This window comes from Nocardioides terrigena (assembly GCF_003047265.1).
Taxonomy (GTDB): Bacteria; Actinomycetota; Actinomycetes; order Propionibacteriales; family Nocardioidaceae; genus Nocardioides; species Nocardioides terrigena.
Genome location: NZ_PZYY01000011.1, coordinates 61,880 through 78,022 on the forward strand (window position 1 = coordinate 61,880; position 16,143 = coordinate 78,022).

Below are 16,143 nucleotides of genomic sequence, written 5' to 3' on the forward strand. Positions count from 1 at the left end.
CGGCCCCGACCGGGGTCAGCGCACGATCTTGAAGTTGAACGTCGCGGTACCCAGCGAGCCCATGAGCCGCAGCCACACCGGCAGGAGCATCTCGGTGCCGCGCGCCGTGGTGATGTCGCCGAGGTCGATCACGTCGGTGTGCCCGAACTCGGTGAGCATCGCGGTCGCCGCCGCCTTGGCCCCGGCATCGTTGCCGGACACGAAGACCGTGCTGGCCTCGGGCAGGCCGTCGGGGCGCACCATCAGCTCGGCGGTGAGGGTGTTGAGCGTCTTGACGACACGCGCACCGGGGAACGCCCGCTGGATCTGCTCCCCCAGCGAGTCGGTGTCCTTGACGAAGAGGGTGGGCGGGAACCCGGCCGAGAAGTCCAGCGGGTTGCTGATGTCCACCAGCACCTTGCCGTCCAGGTTGTCGGCACCGGCGGCGGCCAGCAGGTCGAGCGCGGCGAGACCGCTGCCCGCGTGGACGACGACCTCGGCCCCGGCGGCGGCCTCGGTGAAGGTGGCCAGGGCGACGTCACCGTGCCCGGCGGCCCACGCGGCGTACGGTGCGTCGCCGTCGGTGCGGGCGAGGGTCGCGGCGGGGTCCCGGGTGCCGACGACGACGTCGTGGCCGAGCTCGGCGAGGCGACCGGCGATGGCGCGACCGACCATGCCGGTGCCGAGGACTGCGTACTTCATGGGTTCCTCCAGGGGAGAGCGGGCGGTCAAGCAGACAGATCTGTCTGCACGATCGAGACGCTAGCAGACAGATCTGTCTACTCACAAGGTAGGGTGGAGACCATGTCCTCCCCCACCGTCGCTCCTCCCGCGCGCGAGCGGATCCTCACGACCGCGTTCGCGCTCTTCTACGCGCACGGCATCCGCGGCGTGGGGATCGACCGGATCATCGCGGAGTCCGGCGTCGCCAAGGCGACCTTCTACAAGCACTTCCCCGCCAAGGACGACCTGGTGCTCGCCTACCTCGACCGGGTCGACGAGGCCTGGTCCGGGCAGCTCCACGAGGCGGCCGCGGCGGCAGGCCCCGACCCGGCAGCGCAGTTGGTGGGCGCCTTCGACGCGCTGGGCAACGCGTGCCGCCGGGACGGCTACCGCGGGTGCGCGTTCATCAACGCGGCCGCGGAGAACCCCGCCGGCAGCCGCATCCACGACCGCACCCTCGCCCACAAGGAGGCCGTGCGCTCCTGGCTGACCGGGCTGGCCGACGAGGCGGGAGCCGCCGACCCGAGCGTCCTGGCCCGCACCCTCACCCTGCTGCTGGACGGCGGACTCGCCAGCGGCGCCCTCGACGCCCAGCCCGACGCCCCGGTCGCGGCCCGCGCCGCGGCGGCCGCGCTCGTCGCCGGGGCGACCGCCCGCTGACCGGTCAGGACGGCAGGCGCAGGTCCTTCTCGAACCACCAGCCGGCGTCGGGGTTGCCGTTGTAGTCCTCGACCTCGCGGTAGCCCGACGAGCGGTAGAGAGCGACGGCCGGTGCCATGTCGCGGCCCGTGTCCAACCGGGCCACGGACGCGCCGAGGGCCACCGCCTCGGCCTCGAGGCGGGCGACGAGGCGCCGGGCCAGGCCTCCCCCGCGCGCCGACGGGTCGACGTACATCCGCTTGACCTCGGCCACGGCGGGCGAGAGCAGGCGCACGCCACCGCAGGCGACAGCTTCGTCGCCGCGCCAGCCGACCAGCCAGGCGCCGGACGGCGCACGGAGCTGGTCGGGGGTCACCCCGCCGGTCCAGCCGTGGTTGAGGACCACACCGAGCGAGACGAGCTCGGCCTCGTAGGCCGCGAGCAGCCGCACCGACTCCGCCGAGTCGGCGGCGTCGGTGCGCAGCTCGACGTCAGCCGCCAACGCGGGCCAGCTCCTCCTCGACCACCGAGGGGTCCAGCTTGGTGAAGACGGGGGTCGGCTTGTCGACCTTCGCGCCGACCGTGACGGGTCGCGACGCCCACGCCGGGGTCGCGGCGTAGTCACCGGTGATGACGGGGTACGACATGAGGCCGGCACCGTTGTCGGGCTCGAGCTCGTCGACCTGCTCGATCCGCGGCATCGGCATGAACTCGCCCTCCCCGCCCAGGACCAGGTGCACCTTGTTGGCCGCGTGCGGGAGGAACGGGGACAGCATGGTGTTGCAGTCGGAGACGCACTGGGCGGCGACGTGCAGGACGGTCGCGAGGCGCTCGCGCTGCGACTCGTCCTTCATCTTGTAAGGCTCGGTGACGGTGACGTACTTGTTCACCTCGCCGACGACCCGCATGGCCTCCGCGACCGCGGCGCGGAGGCGGTGCCGGCCGAGGAGGTCGCCGACCGTCTCGAAGCCGCCACGGACCGCGGCCAGCACGGCCTCGTCGACCGGCTCGAGCGACGCTGCCGCCGGGATCTCGCCGAAGCTCTTCGCGATCATCGTGGCCGTCCGGTTGACCAGGTTGCCCCAGCCCGCGACCAGCTCGGAGTTGTTGCGGGTCACGAACTCGGCCCACGTGAAGGCCGCGTCCGACGTCTCGGGGCCGGCCGCGCAGATGAAGTAGCGCAGCGGGTCGGGCCCGTAGCGGGCCAGGAAGTCGCCGACGTAGAGCACGTGACCGCGCGAGGTGGAGAACTGCTGGTCGCCCATCGTGAGGTATTCCGAGGAGACGACCTCGGTGGGCAGGTTGAGGACGCCGTACTCCCCCGGCTCACCGCCGCGCGCGCCCTGGCCGTTGTAGGCGAGGAGCTCGGCGGGCCAGATCTGGGAGTGGAAGACGATGTTGTCCTTGCCCATGAAGTAGTAGGACAGGGCCTCCGGGTCGTTCCACCAGGCCCGCCACGCGTCGGGATCTCCCGAGCGTCGCGCCCACTCGATGGAGGCGGAGAGGTAGCCGATGACCGCGTCGAACCACACGTAGAGCCGCTTGGTCGGCTGGTCCTCCCAGCCCGGGACCGGGATGCCCCAGTCGATGTCGCGCGTCATCGCGCGCGGCCGGATCTCCTTGAGGATGTTCTGGCTGAACTTGATGACGTTGGGGCGCCAGTGCCCCTCGGCCTCGCGGGCGTCCAGCCACACCTTCAACGCGTCGGCGAGCGACGGCAGGTCGAGGAGGAAGTGCTGGGTGTCGACGAAGTCGGGCGTCTCCCCGTTGATCTTGGAGCGGGGGTTGATCAGGTCGGTCGCGTCGAGCTGGTTGCCGCAGTTGTCGCACTGGTCGCCGCGCGCGTCGCCGTACCCGCAGATCGGGCAGGTGCCCTCGATGTAGCGGTCGGGCAGGGTGCGACCGGTCGACGGGCTGATGGCGGCCTGCGTCGTCTGCTCGACCATGTAGCCGTTGGCCAGGACGGTGCGGAACATCTCCTGCACGACGCCGTAGTGGTTGCCGGTCGTGGTGCGGGTGAAGAGGTCGTACGACAGGCCGAGGTCGGCGAGGTCGTTGACGATGACCGCGTTGTTCTTGTCGGCGAGGTCCTTGGCGCTGACGCCCTCCTTGTCGGCCGTGACCAGGATCGGGGTGCCGTGCTCGTCGGTGCCACTGACCATCAGGACCTCGTGGCCCGCCATCCGCATGTACCGGGAGAAGACGTCGGAGGGTACGCCGAAGCCGGCGACGTGGCCGATGTGGCGCGGGCCATTGGCGTACGGCCAGGCGACTGCGGAGAGGACGTGGGTCATGGGGGAATCCTAGTGAGGGGTCGCCACCGCGTTTCACCGCGTGGCTAGCGTGGTCGGCATGCAGACGCTGATCGCCGAGGACCTCCTGCTCCTCCTGCTCGACGATGCCAAGGGGACGCTCGCCGCCTCGGACAAGGTCCAGCCGCTGCTGGGTGGCGCGCTCCTCCTCGAGCTGGCCCTCGCCGGGCGCGTCGGGGTGGCCGAGAGGACGAGTCGCTGGACCTCGGCCAAGGTCGCCGTGACGGGTACGCCGCCGGGCGAGCCGTTGCTCGACGAGGCGATGGCCCGGGTGGCCGAGAAGCCCCGCTCCGCCCAGGACCTCGTCAACCGGCTGGGCAAGGGCACCCGGGACGTGCTGCTCGACCGTCTCGCGGCGCGCGGGCTGGTCGAGCGCCGCGACGGCAAGGTGCTGGGGCTGTTCCCGCACACCACGTGGCCGGCGCGCGACGCCCGCCACGAGGAGTCGGTGCGGGCGTTGCTCCAGGGCGCGCTGGTGCAGGGCCTCACGCCCGACGCCCGGACCTCGGCACTGATCGCGCTGCTCGCGGCGATCGACCACGCCCACAAGGTCGTCGACCCGGGCGACCTGCCGACCCGGACGGTGAAGGCGCGCGCCCAGGAGGTCGCCGACGGGGCGTGGGCCGCGACGGCGGTGCGGGACGCCGTGGTGGCGGCGCAGGTCGCGATCACGGCGGCGGTCACGGCAAGCGTCGCCGCGACCACCGCCGGCAGCAGCTGATCAGCTGAAGTCGAGGTCCCCGGTGCGGGTCCGCTTGAGCTCGTAGAAGTACGGGAACTTCGCGACCGCCACGGTGCCGTCCCACAGGTCGAGGGCGTCCTGCCCCCGAGGGATCTGGCTCAGCACCGGACCGAAGAACGCGGCACCCTCGATGTGGATCGTCGGCGTGCCGACCTCGTCGCCGACGGCGTCCATGCCCTCGTGGTGCGACTCGGCCACGGCACCGTCCAGCGACGTGTCGTCCATGGCGTCGGCCAGGTCGGCGTCCATGCCGGCCTCCGCGAGCGCGGCCACGACCATGTCGCGGTCCAGGTCCGCCTTCTGGAGGTGGATCCGGTTGCCCATCGCGGTGTAGAGGTCGAGCAGGCGCTCGTTGCCGTGGCGCTCCTCGGCGGCGATGCAGACCCGCACGGGGCCCCACGCCGGCTCGAGCATCCGCCGGTAGTCGTCGGGGATGTCCTTGTCCTTGTTGAGGTAGGCGAGGGACATCACGTGCCACGTGACGTCGATGTCGCGCTGCTGCTCCACCTCCAGGATCCACCGCGAGGTGATCCATGCGAAGGGGCAGAGCGGGTCGAACCAGAAGTCAGCCTTGGTCATGTCGTGCCTCAACCACACGACGGGTCACTCGATTCCCGTTGGCGTCGAGTGGTTGGATGACCGGCATGCCTGGAACCAACCTCACCCGGGACGAGGCCGCCACCCGCGCCGCCCTCCTGGACGTCACGTCGTACGCCGTGGACCTCGACCTCACGACCGGTGACGCGACCTTCGCCTCCACGACCACCCTCGAGTTCACCTGCCGGGAGCCCGGCAGCGCGACCTTCGCCGACCTCGTCGACGCGACGGTCCACGAGATCACCCTCAACGGGCGGTCCCTCGACCCCGCGACGGCGTACTCCGACAGCCGCATCCAGCTCGACGACCTCCAGGCGGTCAACACGCTCGTCGTGCGCGCCGACTGCACCTACAGCAACACCGGCGAGGGCCTGCACCGCTTCGTCGACCCCGCCGACGACCGGGTCTACCTCTACAGCCAGTTCGAGGTGCCGGACGCCCGCCGCGTGTTCACCACCTTCGAGCAGCCCGACCTCAAGTCCGTCTTCACCTTCACCGTCACCGCACCGGAGTCCTGGAAGGTCGTCTCCAACGCGCCGACCCCCGACCCGGTCGCGCAGGGCGACGGCACGGCGGTCTGGAGCTTCCCCGCGACGGAGCGGATGTCGACGTACATCACCGCGATCGTCGCCGGCGAGTACCACGAGGTCCTCGACATGTACGAGGGCAAGTTCGGCAAGATCCCGCTCGGCCACTACTGCCGCCAGTCGCTGGTGGAGTACATGGACACCGACGTGCTCGTCGAGCTCACCAAGCAGAGCTTCGAGTTCTTCGAGGAGAAGTTCGACTTCCCCTACCCGTTCCACAAGTACGACCAGCTCTACGTGCCGGAGTACAACATGGGCGCGATGGAGAACGCGGGCTGCGTGACCCTGCGCGACGAGTACCTCCCCCGCTCACGGCAGTCCCGTTCGTTCTTCGAGTTCCGCGCGTCGGTCATCACCCACGAGATGGCGCACATGTGGTTCGGCGACCTGGTGACCATGAAGTGGTGGGACGACCTCTGGCTCAACGAGTCGTTCGCCGAGTGGGCCTGCTACTGGTGCGAGGCCGAGGCCACGGAGTACACCGACGCGTGGACCGGCTTCGCCAACGCCCGCAAGCAGACCGGCTACCGCGCCGACCAGCTGCCCTCGACGCACCCGATCGCGGCCGACAACGTCGACCTGCACGCCGTCGAGGTCAACTTCGACATGATCACCTACGCCAAGGGCGCGTCGGTCCTCAAGCAGCTCGTCGCCTGGGTCGGCCTGGACGCCTTCGTCGCCGGCATCCGCCAGTACTTCAAGGACCACGCCTTCGGCAACACCGAGTTCTCCGACCTGCTCGCCGCGCTGGAGAAGTCCTCGGGTCGTGAGCTCACCTCGTGGGCGCAGGAGTGGCTCCAGACGGCGGGCGTCAACACCCTCGCCCCGTCCTTCGAGCTCGACGCCGACGGCAACTACGCGTCGTTCTCCGTCACCCAGACCGCGCACCCGGACTGGCCGACCCTGCGCCGCCACCGCCTCGGCATCGGCCTGTACGACGACGTCGACGGCGCGCTGGTGCGCCGCGAGTACGTCGAGGTCGACGTCGAGGGCGCGAGCACCGACGTGCCCGCGCTGGTCGGCACGGCCCAGCCGGCCCTGCTGCTGCTCAACGACCAGGACCACGCCTACGCGAAGATCCGCCTCGACGAGCGCTCGCTGGCCACCGTCATCGACGGCCTCTCCCGCGTCGAGGACTCGCTGGCGCGGGCCCTCGTCTGGGGTGCCGCCTGGGACATGACCCGGGACGCCGAGATGGCGACCTCCGACTGGGTCCGCCTGGTGCTGGCCAACATCGGCTCGGAGACCGACGCCTGGGGCGTCACCAAGATCCCGTCGTCCACCGCCCTGGCGGTCAACCGCTACTCCGCGCCCGGCAACCGCACAGCCCTCAAGGCCGAGTGGGAGCAGGGCCTGCGCGGCCTGCTGCTCGAGGCCGAGGCCGGCAGCGACCACCAGCTGACGTTCGCCCGCTCCTACGCCGCCGCCGCCCGCAGCGACGCGGCGTACGACGACCTGCAGGGGCTGCTCGACGACACCTTCACCGTCGAGGGCCTGGCGGTCGACCAGGACTTCCGCTGGGAGCTGATCACCGCGCTGGCCCGCGGCGGACGCGTCGACGACGCCGGCATCGACGCCGAGCTCGAGCGCGACAACACCATCTCCGGCAAGGAGAAGGCCGCCGCCGCGCGGGTCGCGCAGCCCACCGCCGAGGCCAAGGCCGCCGGCTGGTCGGCGATCATCGACCCGGCCACCCCCAACGAGACGTCGCGGGAGATGGTCTTCTCCATCTTCCGGTCCGACCAGGACGAGGTGGTGGAGCCCTACGTCGAGAAGTTCCTCGACTCCGCGCACACCATCATCGACACGCTGGGCTTCCACAAGGCGTCGGTCGTGCTCGAGTACGGCTTCCCGCTGGCCGTCGGCTCGCCCGCGGTGGTCGCCCGCCTCGACGAGTGGCTCGCTGCGTCCCCCGACGCCCCCACGGGCGCGCGACGCTACGTCGGCGAGGCACGGGCGGACATCACCCGGGCCCTGGCCGCGCAGGAGCGCGACGCCCGCTGATCCGGACGCACGAAGGCCCCGCTCCCCTCGTGAGGGGGCGGGGCCTTCGTCGTACGACGCGTCAGCTGCCGGCGTGCAGGGTGTGCTGCGGCTTGGCGTGCTCGGCCAGCATGGCGATGCCACGCGTGAGGCCGCCCACGAAGTCGCCGGCGACGAAGTCCGACTGGAGCTGGAGGACGGCCAGCTCGACCTCCCGGTCGGTGAGGTGGCGGCGCACCTCGGTGCCGGTGACCACCTCGATGGCCCGCACGGTCGGGTCGACGAGCAGCAGCAGGCTGCGGGCGGGCGCCACCAGGCTGGCGTGCAGGCGCTGCGCGTAGGCGCGCGTGTCGCCCTCGGCGGTGCCGATGAAGACGGAGAACTCGAAGCGGCACAACGCCTCGGCAGCCCGGATGGACCGGTCGATCTCGGCGCTCTCCCGTGAGCTCAGCTCGCGGGTGCGGTTGTCACCAGGTACCACGAGCTCCACCGGTCTCCTCGGCCTGGACACCGGACTCGAGCTCCTTGGCACCCTGGCGGGGGCCGCCGAACCACTGGTCGTCGGCCGCACCGGGCGCGAGCTTCTCGCCACGGATCAGCGCGGGGAGGTAGGTGAGCACCGCGATGATCACGAAGAGCAGCAGCGGGACGCCGGCGAGCAGCAGCAGGGCGTAGAGCATGTCGACGTCGTCGGGGTTGCTCCAGCCCTCGGGCACGTCCGCGGAGGCCGGGGCCGCGAGGCCCGTGAGGGCCACGACGACGGATGCCGCCGCAGCGCTGGTCAGGCGGCGCGAACGCCGACGGACGGACATGCTGGACGAGGGCTCGGACGTGATCACGGGAGACACGATATCGGCTCCCGCGCGCGCGTCCGCCGCGGTCCTCCAGTCGGATCCGTCACACACCGTCGCGAGGACTTGGGTTGGCCGCTCAGATCGCCATACTGGCCCGATGCTCTCGCTCAACGATCCCTGCGCCGACGACGCGACCATCTGCAACTTCGTCTACAGCGAGACCGACAGCACGGCGGCCGCCAACGTCGCCGACTGGCTGGTGGGCAAGCCCATGGCGCTGATCGGTCTCGCCCTGCTGGGACTGGTCATCCGGTGGGTCCTCCACCGGGTCATCGACCGGGTGGTCAAGCGGGCCGAGACCGGCATGATGCCCAACCGCTTCAGCCGCGCGATGACCGGCGGCAAGGTCGGCACAGCCCTCAACATCCACGAGGCGGCCGGCGCGACCCGCCGCGTCCAGCGGGCCCAGACGATGGGCACGCTGCTCAAGAGCATCGTCACAGGCATCATCCTGGCCGTCATCGGGACGATGATGCTCAGCGAGATCGGCGTCAACGTGGCCCCGATCATCGCCAGCGCCGGCATCCTCGGGCTCGCCATCGGCTTCGGCGCCCAGAGCCTCGTCTCGGACTTCCTGTCCGGCATCTTCATGATCTTCGAGGACCAGTACGGCGTCGGCGACGAGGTCGACCTCGGGGAGGCCGTCGGGACCGTCGAGGCGGTCAGCCTGCGCGTCACCCGGCTGCGCGACGTCAACGGCACGGTCTGGTACGTCCGCAACGGCGAGATCCTGCGCGTCGGCAACATGAGCCAGAACTGGGCCCGCACGGTCCTGGACATCAGCGTCGCGTACGGCGAGGACGTCGCCCAGGTCCAGCGGGTGCTGGCCGACGTGGCCCACGACCTGTGGGTGGACGAGGACTTCAAGGGCCGGGTCATCGAGGAGCCGTCCGTGTGGGGCGTGCAGGACATCACCCCCGACGCCGTCGTGGTCCGGGTCGCCCTCAAGACGGCCCCCCTCGAGCAGTGGTCCGTGGCGCGCGAGATGCGGCAGCGGATCAAGGCACGCTTCGACCTCGAGGGGATCGAGATGCCGTTCGCGCAGCGCGTCGTGTGGATGCGCTCGGCCGACAGCGAGCCGGCGCAGCCCGAGGTCGACATCGACTCCGCTCCCCCGGCCCAGGGCCCCGCCCAGGCCGAGGGTCCTGCCTGAGCCCGTCCCCGACACCCCGACGACACGACGGCCCGCCCGGGTGATCCGGGCGGGCCGTCGTACGTCGTGGGGCGGGCGTCAGGCGAGCGCGGCGTCCAGCGTGATCGGGACCGCGGAGAGCGCCTGCGAGACCGGGCAGCCGGCCTTGGCCTCCTCGGCGAGGCGGACGAAGGTGTCGTTGTCGACGCCCTCGACCACGCCGCGCACCGTGATCTTGATGCCCGTGATGCCGGTGCCCGGGGTGAAGTCCACGGCCGCCTGGGTGTCCAGCGAGGTCGCAGGGGTGTCGTTCTTGGCCAGGCCGTTGGAGAAGGCCATCGAGAAGCACGACGAGTGGGCCGCAGCGATGAGCTCCTCGGGGCTGGTCTTGCCGTTGGCCTCCTCGGCGCGGGACGGCCAGGACACGTCGTACGTGCCGATCCCGGAGGACTCGAGGGTGACCTTGCCGGCGCCCTCGAAGAGGGTGCCCTCCCAGTGGGTGGTCGCGGTGCGGGTCGTGGGCATGCTGTGCTCCTGTTGCGTCGGGGACGTGGTCGGATCGAGTCTTCCACGCGCACCCTCCCCTCCCGATGCGGCCGTCTCACCCCTTGCTCGGCACAATGGCGACCGTGACGACCGAGAGCACCTTCTACGACGAGATCGGCGGCGAGGCGACGATCCGCTCGATCGTGCACACCTTCTACGAGGGCGTGGCGACCGACGAGGTGCTGCGGCCGCTCTACCCCGAGGAGGACCTCGGTCCGGCGGAGGACCGCTTCGCGATGTTCCTGGTCCAGTACTGGGGCGGACCGACCACCTACTCCGACCGTCGCGGGCACCCGCGGCTGCGGATGCGCCACGCGCCCTTCGCGGTCACCCCCCTCGCGGCGGAGCGCTGGCTCGTGCACTTCCGCGCCGGGCTCGACGCGGCCGACCTGACGCCCGAGCAGGACCAGAAGTTCTGGGACTACGTCACCCACGCAGCGCAGTTCATGGTCAACACCCTGGAGTGAGACCCGGAGGCTCAGTCCTCGAGGGCGGCCACCATCGCGGCGCGCTGCTCCGGCCCGAGGTCCACCGAGCGACCGGCGACCGGGTCGAAGCAGACCAGCACGACCCGCGCACGGGAGAGCACCCGCTCGTCGTCGCGGATCTCCGACTCGACGGTGAAGGACCGCGTCCCGACGTGGGTGATGCGCGACCACACGTCGTACGGCTCGGGACGGAAGAGGATCGGCACCTTGTAGTCGACGTCGGTCTGGGCCACCACCACGCGGGTGTCGCCGGCGCCCGGCAGGTGCTCGACGAGGTCGCGCATGAGCGGGATGCGCGCCTCCTGGAGGTACTCGAAGTACTTCACGTTGTTGACGTGGCCGTAGACGTCGACGTCGGAGAAGCGCACGTGGAGCGGGAAGTGCCCGGGGTCCCACGCCGTGATCGGGGCGATCCGGGGACTGCCGGACCAGCCCTCCTCGACGAACGGCGCGAGGACGTCCTTCTCCTCGGTCGTCAGGCGCCGCGGGCGCTCGGTCGCGAAGACGTACGGCGTCAGCACGGTGCAGGCCCGGACGTACGTCGTCCGCACGCCGGCCTCGTCCTCGTCGAAGATCTCGTAGGCCATGGTGAAGCTGGCTGCACGGACCTCGGTGACCCAGCACTCGATGCTGACGGGACGGAACCGGAAGGTCAGCGGGGCGAGGTAGGACACCTCGTGCCGCACCACCACGACGCCCTCGGCGAGCTCGTCGGCCCGCGGGTCGGGCGCATGGGTGCGCAGCATGTCGACCCGCGCCTCCTGGAGGTAGTCGACGTACACGACGTTGTTGACGTGGCCGAGCAGGTCGAGGTCGGCCCAGCGGAGGGGGCACTCATAGCGGTGGCGCACCACTCGATGGTCGCAGAGTCGGTCACCGGCCCGCGCAGGACGCCCGCCCGTGGACCAGCCGACCGGGTCAGTGCGCGAAGTGGAGCTGGCCGTAGTAGGTGGTGATCGACTCGTGGCGGGCCAGGCGCTCGCGGTGGTTGACCACGAGGAAGTCGGTGGCGACGGCCACGGTGGCGACGACGGCGACGGCCGCCAGGGCGAAGAACGCGGTGACGAACGGGGCGACGTCGGGGAGCAGCTGGAAGGTCATCGGGGAGCCTTTCTACATTTGTAGACTATCTACGTTTGTAGAGGCTACGCCGCGCCTCCCGCAGCGACAAGCGCGGCGGTAGTGTCGTCGCTCACCCGAGGAGGCCCGTTGCCCGCACCGCAGTCCCCCCGCCGGCGCGAGATCCTCGACGCCGCGGTCGTCGTGCTCGCCGGGCACGGGCTCAAGGGGCTCACCCACCGGGGCATCGACCGGGAGGCCGGGCTCCCCGAGGGCAGCTCGTCGGCCTACTTCCGCAGCCGGGCGGCCCTCCAGCAGGCGGTGGCCGAGCACCTGTCCGACCAGCTCGTGCGGGACGTCGCGGCGCTGTCCGACACCCTGGCCGCCGGCGACCACAGCGTCGCCCGGGCGGTGCGCGAGACCGGGGCGCTCTTCCGGCGCTGGCTCGCGCACCCCGAGGTGGTGCTGGCCCGCCTCGAGCTCACGCTCGCCGCGACCCGCGACCCGGAGCTCGCGGCCACGATGGCGGGGTGGCGCGCCGAGCTCGTCGAGCTCGTACGCCGCACGCTCGAGGCCGGCGGCCGTCCCGACGACGCCACCCGGGCAGCCACCGTCGTGGCCGCCCTGGACGGGGTGCTCCTGGCCGCCCTCCAGCGCCCCGCACGCCAGCGCGCGGCGTTCCTCCGCTCCAGCCTCGAGCTGCTCCTCGGGTCGCTGGCCGAGCCACCCGACCCGGCATGACCCAGCCCACACGAGAACGTGTTCCACCCGCGCGCAGGCCCGTCTAGGGTGAGCGACGCAACACCCTGACCACCCACCAGAACCGGAGTTCCCATGCCCGAGGCAGTGATCGTTTCCGCAGCGCGCTCCCCCATCGGCCGCGCCAACAAGGGGTCCCTCAAGGACTTCCGGCCCGACGACCTCAGCGCGCTGATCGTCAAGGCCGCGCTGGACAAGATCCCCGGCCTCGACCCGAACACCGTCGACGACCTCTACCTCGGGTGCGGCCTGCCCGGCGGCGAGAGCGGCAACAACATGGGCCGGATCGTCAACGTGCTCAACGGCATGGACAACGTGCCCGGCGCCACCATCACCCGCTACTGCGCCTCGTCCGTGCAGACCACCCGGATGGCGTTCCACGCGATCAAGGCCGGCGAGGGCGACATCTTCGTCTCCGCCGGCGTCGAGACGGTGTCCCGCTTCGCCAAGGGCACCTCCGATCACATCCCGCACACGGTCAACCCGCGCTTCGACGACGCGCAGACCCGGACCGCGAAGACCGCCGAGGGCGGCGTGGACTGGCACGACCCGCGCGAGGACGGCCAGCTCCCCGACGCCTACATCGCCATGGGCCAGACCGCCGAGAACGTCGCCCGCCTGCGCGGCCTCTCGCGCCAGGAGCTCGACGAGTTCGGTGTTCGCTCGCAGAACCTCGCCGAGAAGGCCATCAACGACGGCTTCTGGGCCCGCGAGATCACCCCGGTCACCACCCCGGACGGCACCGTCGTGTCCACCGACGACGGCCCGCGCGCCGGGGTCACCTACGACGCGATCAAGGACCTCAAGCCCGTCTTCCGCCCCGACGGCGTCGTCACGGCCGGCAACTGCTGCGCCCTCAACGACGGCGCCGCCGCGGTCGTGATCATGTCCGACACCAAGGCCAAGGAGCTCGGCCTGACCCCGCTGGCGCGCATCGTCTCCACCGGCGTCTCGGGCCTCTCCCCCGAGATCATGGGCCTCGGCCCGGTCGAGGCGACCAAGCGGGCCCTGGCCCACGCCGACATGAGCATCGGCGACATCGACCTCGTCGAGATCAACGAGGCCTTCGCCGCCCAGGTGGTGCCGTCCTACCAGGACCTCGGCATCGACATCGACCGCCTCAACGTCAACGGCGGCGCGATCGCGGTCGGCCACCCCTTCGGCATGACCGGTGCCCGCCTGCAGAACACGATGCTCAACTCGCTGGACTGGCACGACAAGACCACCGGCCTCATCACCATGTGCGTCGGTGGCGGCCAGGGCATGGCGCTCATCCTGGAGCGCCTCGGCTGACGTCCGCAGGCTGATCCACCGGCCCGGGCCGGGACCCCACCGCGCGGGTCCCGGCCCGGTCGCGTGGTGGTGTGTTCGACTGCAGGCAAGGACCGCGATGGTTAGGGTCGTCCCGAGCGGGGACGATCGAGTCGCCGTGACGTCGTACAAGGAGTGACCGCATGCCCCCCGCAGCCCCGGAGCCCCAGTGGCTCGACGAGGACCAGCAGCGCTCCTGGCGCGCCCTCGTGGTCGGCTCGACCCTGCTCATGGACCGCCTCGACGACGACCTGCGTCGGGAGTTCAACATCTCGCTCACCGAGTACGAGATCCTCGTCCGGCTCTCCGAGCGTCCCGGACGCGCCCTGCGGATGGCGCAGCTCGCCGACGCGCTCGCCCACTCGCGCAGCCGGGTGACCCACACCATCGACCGGATGGAGCGGGCCGGGTACGTCGTGCGCGGCACCACGCCCGAGGACGGTCGCGGCATCGTCGCGACGATGACCGACAAGGGCTACGCCCTGCTCCAGGAGGCCGCACCCCGCCACGTCGAGGGCGTGCGCGCCTACCTCGTGGACCGCGTCCGGGACGACGACTTCAGTGCGATCGGCCGGGCGATGGACGCGGTCACCGACCACCTCATCAGCGACCACCCGGAGATGGACCTGCGCGACGGCGCCACCGGCTGAGGCGACGCCTCCCGGCAGCTCGACGCCGACGGCCCGGCACGCGATGCGTGCCGGGCCGTCGTGCAGTCGGAGTGACGTCGCGGGTCAGTCGCGGGTCAGGCGACGGTGCGTGACCCGGTGCGGGCGCGCGGCCTCGACGCCGAGGCGCTCGATCTTGTTCTCCTCGTACGCCGCGAAGTTGCCCTCGAACCAGAACCAGCGGGCCGGGTCCTCGTCGTCGCCCTCCCACGCGAGGATGTGGGTCGCGACGCGGTCGAGGAACCACCGGTCGTGGGAGGTGACCACGGCACAGCCGGGGAACTCCAGGAGCGCGTCCTCGAGGGAGGACAGGGTCTCGACGTCCAGGTCGTTGGTGGGCTCGTCGAGGAGCAGCATGTTGCCGCCCATCTTGAGCGTGAGCGCGAGGTTGAGGCGGTTGCGCTCACCACCTGACAGCACGCCGGCCTTCTTCTGCTGGTCGGGGCCCTTGAAGCCGAACGACGCGACGTAGGCGCGGGAGTTCATCTCGAAGTTGGCGACCTTGATGAAGTCGAGCCCGTCGGACACGACCTCCCACACGTTCTTGTTGGGGTCGATGCCGCCGCGGCTCTGGTCGACGTAGGAGATCTTGACCGTCTGGCCGACCTTGAGCTCGCCGTCGTCGGGCTTCTCCTCGCCGGTGATCATCCGGAAGAGCGTGGTCTTGCCGACGCCGTTGGGGCCGATGACGCCGACGATGCCGGCCTTGGGCAGCGAGAAGGACACGTCGTGCATGAGCGTGCGCCCCTCGAAGCCCTTGCCGAGGTCGTGCGCCTCGAGCACCACGTCACCGAGCCGCGGACCGGCCGGGATGTTGATCTCGGAGGTGTCGATCTTGCGCATCCGGTCGGCCTCGGCCGCCATCTCCTCGTAGCGCGCGAGACGCGACTTGCTCTTGGTCTGGCGTGCCTTGGCGTTGGAGCGCACCCACTCGAGCTCGCGCTCGAGCATCTTGGCGCGCTTGACGTCCTTCTGGCCCTCGATCTTGAGGCGGCTCTGCTTGGTCTCGAGGTAGGTCGTGTAGTTGCCCTCGTAGGGGTGCGCCTGGCCACGGTCGAGCTCGAGGATCCAGGAGGCGACGTTGTCGAGGAAGTACCGGTCGTGGGTCACGGCCAGCACGGCGCCGGGGTAGGACGCGAGGTGGCCCTCGAGCCACTGGACCGACTCGGCGTCGAGGTGGTTGGTGGGCTCGTCGAGGAGCAGCAGGCTGGGCTGCTGGAGCAGCAGCTTGCACAGCGCCACCCGGCGGCGCTCACCACCGGAGAGGTTGTCGACCAGGACGTCCGGCGGCGGGCAGCGCAGCGCGTCCATCGCCTGGTCGAGCCGGCTGTCGAGGTCCCACGCGCTGGCGTGGTCGAGGTCGGTCTGCAGGTCGCCCATCTCGGCGAGGAGGGTGTCGAAGTCGGCGTCGGGGTCGGCCATCAGCTCGGAGATCTCGTTGTAGCGGTCGAGCTTGCCCTTGATCTCGCCGACCGCCTCCTCGACGTTCTCCAGGACGGTCTTGCCCTCGCTGAGGGGCGGCTCCTGCTGGAGCATCCCGACCGTCGCGTCGGGGTCGAGGATCGCGTCGCCGTTGTTGGCGTGGTCGAGCCCCGCCATGATCTTGAGCAGGGAGGACTTGCCGGTGCCATTGGGTCCGACGACGCCGATCTTGGCGCCGTGGAGGAACGAGAGGGTGACGTTGTCGAGAACGACCTTGTCACCGTGGGCCTTGCGCACGTTGCGCAGTGTGAAGACGTACTCAGCCATGCGCCTGAGCCTACG

At 70.8% G+C, this 16,143-nt stretch carries 18 protein-coding genes; 8 read left to right on the forward strand and 10 right to left on the reverse strand.

Annotated elements, in window-relative coordinates:
- Positions 1 to 15 precede the first annotated feature (15 nt).
- Positions 16 to 681, reverse strand: coding sequence for an NADPH-dependent F420 reductase (locus DAE25_RS20000; RefSeq protein WP_107767882.1), 666 nt, complete (start codon positions 679 to 681; stop codon positions 16 to 18).
- A gap of 102 nt (positions 682 to 783) precedes the next feature.
- On the opposite strand from DAE25_RS20000, the gene DAE25_RS20005 reads away from it, so the two are divergent.
- The gene (locus DAE25_RS20005) at positions 784 to 1,362 is read left to right on the forward strand and encodes a TetR/AcrR family transcriptional regulator (protein ID WP_107767883.1); all 579 of its coding nucleotides are present in this window, start codon (positions 784 to 786) and stop codon (positions 1,360 to 1,362) included.
- A gap of 4 nt (positions 1,363 to 1,366) precedes the next feature.
- On the opposite strand, the gene DAE25_RS20010 is transcribed toward DAE25_RS20005, so the two are convergent.
- Positions 1,367 to 1,843, reverse strand: a complete 477-nt coding sequence (locus DAE25_RS20010; protein ID WP_107767884.1) for a GNAT family N-acetyltransferase — start codon at positions 1,841 to 1,843, stop codon at positions 1,367 to 1,369.
- Positions 1,833 to 3,635 carry a methionine--tRNA ligase gene (gene metG / locus DAE25_RS20015; protein WP_107767885.1) on the reverse strand — a complete coding sequence of 601 codons (1,803 nt, stop codon included), beginning with the start codon at positions 3,633 to 3,635 and terminating at the stop codon, positions 1,833 to 1,835. The genes DAE25_RS20010 and metG overlap by 11 nt, the downstream gene beginning before the upstream one ends.
- 58 nt (positions 3,636 to 3,693) lie before the next feature.
- Between metG and DAE25_RS20020 the strand changes: the two genes are divergently transcribed.
- Positions 3,694 to 4,374: a GOLPH3/VPS74 family protein gene (locus tag DAE25_RS20020; protein WP_107767940.1), complete on the forward strand. Its 681-nt coding sequence runs from the start codon at positions 3,694 to 3,696 to the stop codon at positions 4,372 to 4,374.
- Here the strand turns inward: DAE25_RS20020 and DAE25_RS20025 are convergent, their stop codons facing one another.
- The gene (locus DAE25_RS20025) at positions 4,375 to 4,974 is read right to left on the reverse strand and encodes a mycothiol-dependent nitroreductase Rv2466c family protein (RefSeq protein WP_107767886.1); all 600 of its coding nucleotides are present in this window, start codon (positions 4,972 to 4,974) and stop codon (positions 4,375 to 4,377) included.
- Between the two features lie 65 nt (positions 4,975 to 5,039).
- Between DAE25_RS20025 and pepN the strand changes: the two genes are divergently transcribed.
- The gene (gene pepN / locus DAE25_RS20030; protein WP_107767941.1) at positions 5,040 to 7,583 is read left to right on the forward strand and encodes an aminopeptidase N; all 2,544 of its coding nucleotides are present in this window, start codon (positions 5,040 to 5,042) and stop codon (positions 7,581 to 7,583) included.
- A gap of 61 nt (positions 7,584 to 7,644) precedes the next feature.
- Here pepN and DAE25_RS20035 read toward each other — a convergent pair whose 3' ends face one another.
- Both DAE25_RS20035 and DAE25_RS23295 read right to left on the reverse strand, forming a co-directional pair.
- Entirely contained in the window at positions 7,645 to 8,052 is a 408-nt protein-coding gene (locus tag DAE25_RS20035; RefSeq protein WP_159083860.1) for a DUF5130 family protein, read from the reverse strand.
- On the reverse strand, positions 8,030 to 8,401 hold the full coding sequence (locus DAE25_RS23295) for a hypothetical protein (RefSeq protein WP_159083861.1): 372 nt from the start codon (positions 8,399 to 8,401) through the stop codon (positions 8,030 to 8,032). The genes DAE25_RS20035 and DAE25_RS23295 overlap by 23 nt, the downstream gene beginning before the upstream one ends.
- Before the next feature lie 112 nt (positions 8,402 to 8,513).
- On the opposite strand from DAE25_RS23295, the gene DAE25_RS20040 reads away from it, so the two are divergent.
- Complete coding sequence (locus DAE25_RS20040) at positions 8,514 to 9,569, forward strand: mechanosensitive ion channel family protein (RefSeq protein ID WP_107767888.1); 1,056 nt, start codon at positions 8,514 to 8,516, stop codon at positions 9,567 to 9,569.
- A gap of 78 nt (positions 9,570 to 9,647) precedes the next feature.
- Here DAE25_RS20040 and DAE25_RS20045 read toward each other — a convergent pair whose 3' ends face one another.
- A complete protein-coding gene (locus DAE25_RS20045; RefSeq protein WP_056925050.1) occupies positions 9,648 to 10,073 on the reverse strand; it encodes an OsmC family protein in 426 nt (141 codons plus the stop codon).
- Between the two features lie 95 nt (positions 10,074 to 10,168).
- On the opposite strand from DAE25_RS20045, the gene DAE25_RS20050 reads away from it, so the two are divergent.
- On the forward strand, positions 10,169 to 10,561 hold the full coding sequence (locus tag DAE25_RS20050; protein WP_107767889.1) for a globin: 393 nt from the start codon (positions 10,169 to 10,171) through the stop codon (positions 10,559 to 10,561).
- Between the two features lie 11 nt (positions 10,562 to 10,572).
- Here DAE25_RS20050 and DAE25_RS20055 read toward each other — a convergent pair whose 3' ends face one another.
- Together DAE25_RS20055 and DAE25_RS20060 are read right to left on the reverse strand one after the other, a co-directional pair.
- Entirely contained in the window at positions 10,573 to 11,433 is an 861-nt protein-coding gene (locus tag DAE25_RS20055) for an acyl-CoA thioesterase (protein ID WP_107767942.1), read from the reverse strand.
- A 67-nt stretch (positions 11,434 to 11,500) separates the two neighbouring features.
- Positions 11,501 to 11,683, reverse strand: a complete 183-nt coding sequence (locus DAE25_RS20060) for a hypothetical protein (RefSeq protein WP_107767890.1) — start codon at positions 11,681 to 11,683, stop codon at positions 11,501 to 11,503.
- A gap of 108 nt (positions 11,684 to 11,791) precedes the next feature.
- Between DAE25_RS20060 and DAE25_RS24180 the strand changes: the two genes are divergently transcribed.
- The 3 genes from DAE25_RS24180 (at position 11,792) to DAE25_RS20075 (ending at position 14,361) form a co-directional block, all read left to right on the forward strand.
- Positions 11,792 to 12,382: a TetR/AcrR family transcriptional regulator gene (locus DAE25_RS24180; protein ID WP_159083862.1), complete on the forward strand. Its 591-nt coding sequence runs from the start codon at positions 11,792 to 11,794 to the stop codon at positions 12,380 to 12,382.
- A gap of 93 nt (positions 12,383 to 12,475) precedes the next feature.
- Complete coding sequence (locus DAE25_RS20070; RefSeq protein WP_056885774.1) at positions 12,476 to 13,693, forward strand: acetyl-CoA C-acetyltransferase; 1,218 nt, start codon at positions 12,476 to 12,478, stop codon at positions 13,691 to 13,693.
- A 161-nt stretch (positions 13,694 to 13,854) separates the two neighbouring features.
- Positions 13,855 to 14,361, forward strand: a complete 507-nt coding sequence (locus DAE25_RS20075; protein WP_107767892.1) for a MarR family winged helix-turn-helix transcriptional regulator — start codon at positions 13,855 to 13,857, stop codon at positions 14,359 to 14,361.
- An 84-nt stretch (positions 14,362 to 14,445) separates the two neighbouring features.
- On the opposite strand, the gene ettA is transcribed toward DAE25_RS20075, so the two are convergent.
- Complete coding sequence (ettA, locus tag DAE25_RS20080) at positions 14,446 to 16,128, reverse strand: energy-dependent translational throttle protein EttA (protein WP_107767893.1); 1,683 nt, start codon at positions 16,126 to 16,128, stop codon at positions 14,446 to 14,448.
- Between the last annotated feature and the right edge of the window lie 15 nt (positions 16,129 to 16,143).